We start from the raw sequence: 4,505 nt of genomic DNA on the forward strand, positions 1-4,505 counted from the left end.
GCCCACGAGGTGATGCCCGCCAATACGCCGAGCGACGAGCAGCAGACCATCGGCCAGCTCCTGCACGAGGGCCAGTCGCTGGTGGTGCAGGTCACCAAGGACCCGATCGGCACCAAGGGGGCCAGGCTCACGACGCACCTGTCGATCCCCTCCCGCTACCTCGTCTACATGCCGGACTCGCCCAACCACGGCGTTTCCCAGCGCATCGAGGACGAGGCCGAGCGCGAGCGGTTGAAGCAACTGCTCGACACGAGCATCGCCGCCCAGACCCTGGAGGTGAACGGCGGCTTCATCGTGCGCACCGCCGCCGAAGGCGTGGGCGAGGAAGAGTTCGCAAGCGACATGTACTTCCTGCTGCGCATCTGGCGCAAGGTGAGCGAGCGCAAGATCAGCGCCGCGCCGCCGAGCGTGATCTACGACGACCTGCCGCTGTTCATGCGTACCCTGCGCGACGTGATGCGCGACGACATCGAGAAGGTGCGCATCGACTCCCGCGAGAACTTCGTCAAGCTCGTGGAGTTCGCCGAGGAGTTCATGCCCTACGCGGTGGATCGCATCGAGTACTACCCCGGCGAGCGGCCGATCTTCGATCTCTACAGCGTCGAGGACGAGATCCAGAAGGCCCTGGCGCGCAAGGTGCAGCTCAAGTCCGGGGGGTATCTGGTGATCGACCCGACCGAGGCGATGACCACCATCGACGTCAATACCGGCGGCTACGTCGGCCATCGCAACCTCGAGGAGACCATCTTCAAGACCAACCTGGAAGCGGCGACCGCCATCGCCCGCCAGCTGCGTCTGAGAAACCTCGGCGGCATCATCATCATCGACTTCATCGACATGGTCGACGTCGAGCACCAGCGCCAGGTCCTGCGGGTGCTGGAAAAGGCGCTCGAACGCGACCATGCCAAGACCAAGTGCACCGGCGTCACCGAGCTCGGCCTGGTCCAGCTGACCCGCAAGCGCACCCGCGAGAGTCTGGAGCAGACCCTGTGCGAGGCGTGCTCGACCTGCCACGGTCGCGGTACGCTCAAGACCCCGGAAACCATCTGCTACGAGATCTTTCGCGAAATCCTGCGTGAAGAGCGCGCCTACAGCGCCGACACCTACCGGGTACTGGCCTCCCAGCCGGTGGTCGATCGGCTGCTCGACGAGGAGTCCGCGGCGGTGGCGGATCTCGAGGCATTCATCAACAAGACCATTCGCTTTCAGGTCGAGCAGAACTACTCCCAGGAGCAGTACGACATCGTGCTGATGTAATGACGCTACCCGCTCTTCTCTTTCGCTGGACGCTGGTCGCCTGCGCCGCGCTCCTGGGCCTGGTCGCCGTGCTGTCGCTGGTGATCCGGCTGCTGTTCGCCCAGGCCGGCCACTGGGTTCCCCAGATCGAGGACTTGCTCGAGTCGCGCATCGGCGCGCCGGTGAGCCTCGAGCACCTGTCTCTCGGCATCGAGCGCCATGACCTGGTGCTGCGTCTCGAAGGACTTCACGCCGAGTCCGGGCGGGCGCCGCTGGTCTCTCTCGACAGCGCCTATTTACGTCTGGATACCTGGGCATCGCTCAAGGCGTGGGCGCCGATCTTCAGCGATGCCCGCCTGTCGGGCATCGATTTTCACCTCTATCAGAAAGACGAGACCACCTGGGGCTGGCCCGAGCCCGCGACGCTTCCGCTGCTTATGGCACCGGAGCCCGAGGTCGATCTCGATCGCATCGACCGCTGGACCGAGATTCTGCTCAAGCAGCGCCTGTGGGTGCGCGATACCAACTTTAGCCTGCACGGGCTCGAGGAGTCCCTGACCCTGAACGCGCCCCGGCTGCTGCTGGGTGGAAGCGACGAGCTCGCTCGCTTCGAGGGGGCGGTGAACGTGCTGGAGGCGAGCACGCTGGAGCAGGCCAATGCCCAGCCCGCGCTGATCGTCCAGGCGGAGATGCAGCCCGGTCGCGACGATCCCGGCGACTTTTTCGCGACGGTCCAGCTCGAACTTCAGCTCGATCACCTGGTGGCGCTGGGCGACGTGTTTCGCGCCGATCACATGCCGCATATCGAGCAGGCGGGCGGGGCGGTGCGCCTGTGGGGCGAGTGGCTCGACGGGCAGCTGAGCGAGGTGCGCGCGGGGCTGGGCATTCCTCAGCTGATCCTGCGCCAGCAGTCGCAGTACGCGGTACTGCGCGATATCGAGGCCAACGGCCAGTGGGAGCGCGATGGCGTAGGCGGACAGGCGTGGCTCAGTGCCAACGCCGAAAGCGTCGAGTGGGCGCAGCCGGACGACGTGAGCGAAGGCCCGGCGCTGCCGCGCCACTGGTACTTCGCCCACCAGCCGGGGCAGTGGGAGCTGCGTACCAGCCCCTTCGAGCTCGCCTCGCTCACCGCCTGGCGAGAGTACGCCTTTCTGCCGGAGTCGGTGACTCGGGTGCTGCAGACCCTGGCGCCCAGCGGTCAGGTTCAGGGCCTGCGCCTGGGCCAGCGCGACGGCCGCTGGGGCGTGGATGCGGCGCTGACCAGCCTGGCGGTACAGCCCTGGGAAGAGGCGCCCGGCGGCGGTCCGCTCGACGCCTGGGTCCAGGCGCGGGATTCGCGCGGGCGGGTGAGCTTCAGTAGCGCCGGGCCGAGCGAGCTCTACTTTCCGCGAGTGTTCGAGGCGCCCATGCAGTTGAGCCACGCCCAGGGGCGGGTCGAGTGGGTCTACGACGGCCCGCGCACCATGGTCAGCGGGCGCGACCTGGACGTCGTCTGGGACGGTGCCCGCATCGAGGGCGGGTTCGGGCTGGTGACCGGCGAGCGGCGCGGCCAGTTCGGCCTCAACCTCGACTTCGCCGACGTGGACGCCATCGAGACGCCCTTGACCCAGTGGCTGCCGATGAAGACCTTGAACGAGGGCGTTCGCGAGTGGCTTTCCACGGACGTCGGCGGCTTCGTGCCGCATGGTTCGCTGCGCCTGGGGCTGCCCATCGGCGGTGATCGCGAGCAGAACCCGCCTACCGTCAACCTGGCGCTCGAGATCGAGCGCGGCTACTTGCCCATCGCCGACGGCTGGCCCTTGATCGAGGAGGTCGAGGGCCGCCTGACCTGGCAAAACGAGGTGCTAAAGGCCGAGGTCGACCGTGCGCGTAGCCGGGGCGTGGAGGCCCTCGACGGGCAGGTGCGCATGCAGGATGAGGTACTCGGCGTCAGCGGCAAGCTCGTAAGCGACGCCGATGGCCTGATCGATTTCATCCGTGCGATTCCCGACGTCGAGACCGACTTTCTCGATGACGTTCACGCCAGCGGTGGCATCGACGGTGACATCGCCGTGACGGTGGACCTCGACGCTCCGGAAGACGTCGAGGTCGAGCTCAACGCCCGGCCGCGGCTTTCGCGGGTCAGCTACGCGGGCCTTGCCCAGGCGCCGCTGCGCGACGTCGAGGGCGATCTCGCCTGGCAGCAGCGCGGCGAGGCGTTCGCGCTGCTGGGCAGCGCTCGGGGTCGGCTGCTCGATGGCCCCATCGCCGCCGAGTTCGACGTGCCGCGAGAGGGCATCGCGCTCTCCGGGGTGCTCGACAGCGCCGCGCTCTTCGAGCTTGCGGGCGTGGACGCCGACGAGGCCGCCAATCTGATCGACGGCCGCGCGGGCTGGAGCGCTCGCGTGCGCCTAGAGCCTGCGGCGTCGCTGCGCCTGCAAAGCGATCTCGTCGGGGTGGAGAGCCATCTGCCCGCGCCGTTCGCCAAGCCCCGGGGCGACGCCTGGCCGCTGCGCCTGGAAGCGGATATCGATGGTGGCCGGCTCCAGGCGCGGCTCGGGCAGGTGATCGAGGCCGATCTACTGGTCGGCGATGCGCTCGAAGGCGCCATTGCCGTCGGCCGAGCAGCGACTTCGAGCGCGGCGAGCGGCGATGGACTGCGCATCGATGCCGATGTCGCGCGCCTGGATGTCGGCGAGTGGCAGCGCGCTCTGGCGCCGCTCGGCAACGAGACGGGCGAGGTATCGACGGCGCTTCCATGGTTTGGCGCACCGGTATCGCTGATGTTCGATACCCCCTGTCTGAGCCTCGAAGGCCACTGCCTGGGCGAGCTGGGGCTTGCGGCGCGCCTGGAGGAGCAGTCGCTCGATGCCCGGGTCAGTGGCGATCTCGTCTCGGGCCGGCTGAGCTATCACCCGGATGCCCGGCGCCCGCTCGACGTAACCATCGCCTCGCTCGATCTCGACCGCTTCTTGTCACAGGCGCCGCGCGCCGAGGCCCCGGCCTCCTGGATGGAGGCGGTCGAGACCGCTCGCTACGAACCGGCTCAGGCGCCGGCGTGGCTTGCCCAGGTGCCGGATGGGCGCCTGCGCCTGGCGCAGGTGACCCTGCAGGAGAGCCGGGTCGGGCCGCTGACCGCCTACTGGCAAAGCGATGGCGACCGCTTCGTGGTCTCGCCGATGGGCCTGACCTTGGGCCAGCTTTCGCTGCGCGGCGATCTCTCCTGGCAGGCCAACCGTACCCGGGCGGACGTCTCGGTGCGCGGCGGGGACCTGGGCACGGCGCTGGAG

The 4,505-nt window shown here is 68.4% G+C and carries 2 protein-coding genes; both read left to right on the forward strand.

Going from position 1 to position 4,505, the window contains the following annotated elements:
* A partial coding sequence (locus BIS11_RS11550; protein ID WP_253586077.1) for an Rne/Rng family ribonuclease occupies window positions 1-1,257 on the forward strand: 1,257 nt, incomplete at its 5' end.
* Window positions 1,257-4,505 (forward strand): YhdP family protein (locus tag BIS11_RS11555; RefSeq protein ID WP_253586078.1); only part of this gene is annotated, 3,249 nt, incomplete at its 3' end. The genes BIS11_RS11550 and BIS11_RS11555, both read left to right, overlap by 1 nt.

Origin of the sequence: Halomonas sp. 707D4, from assembly GCF_024158685.1 — a bacterium.
Lineage (GTDB): Bacteria > Pseudomonadota > Gammaproteobacteria > Pseudomonadales > Halomonadaceae > Vreelandella.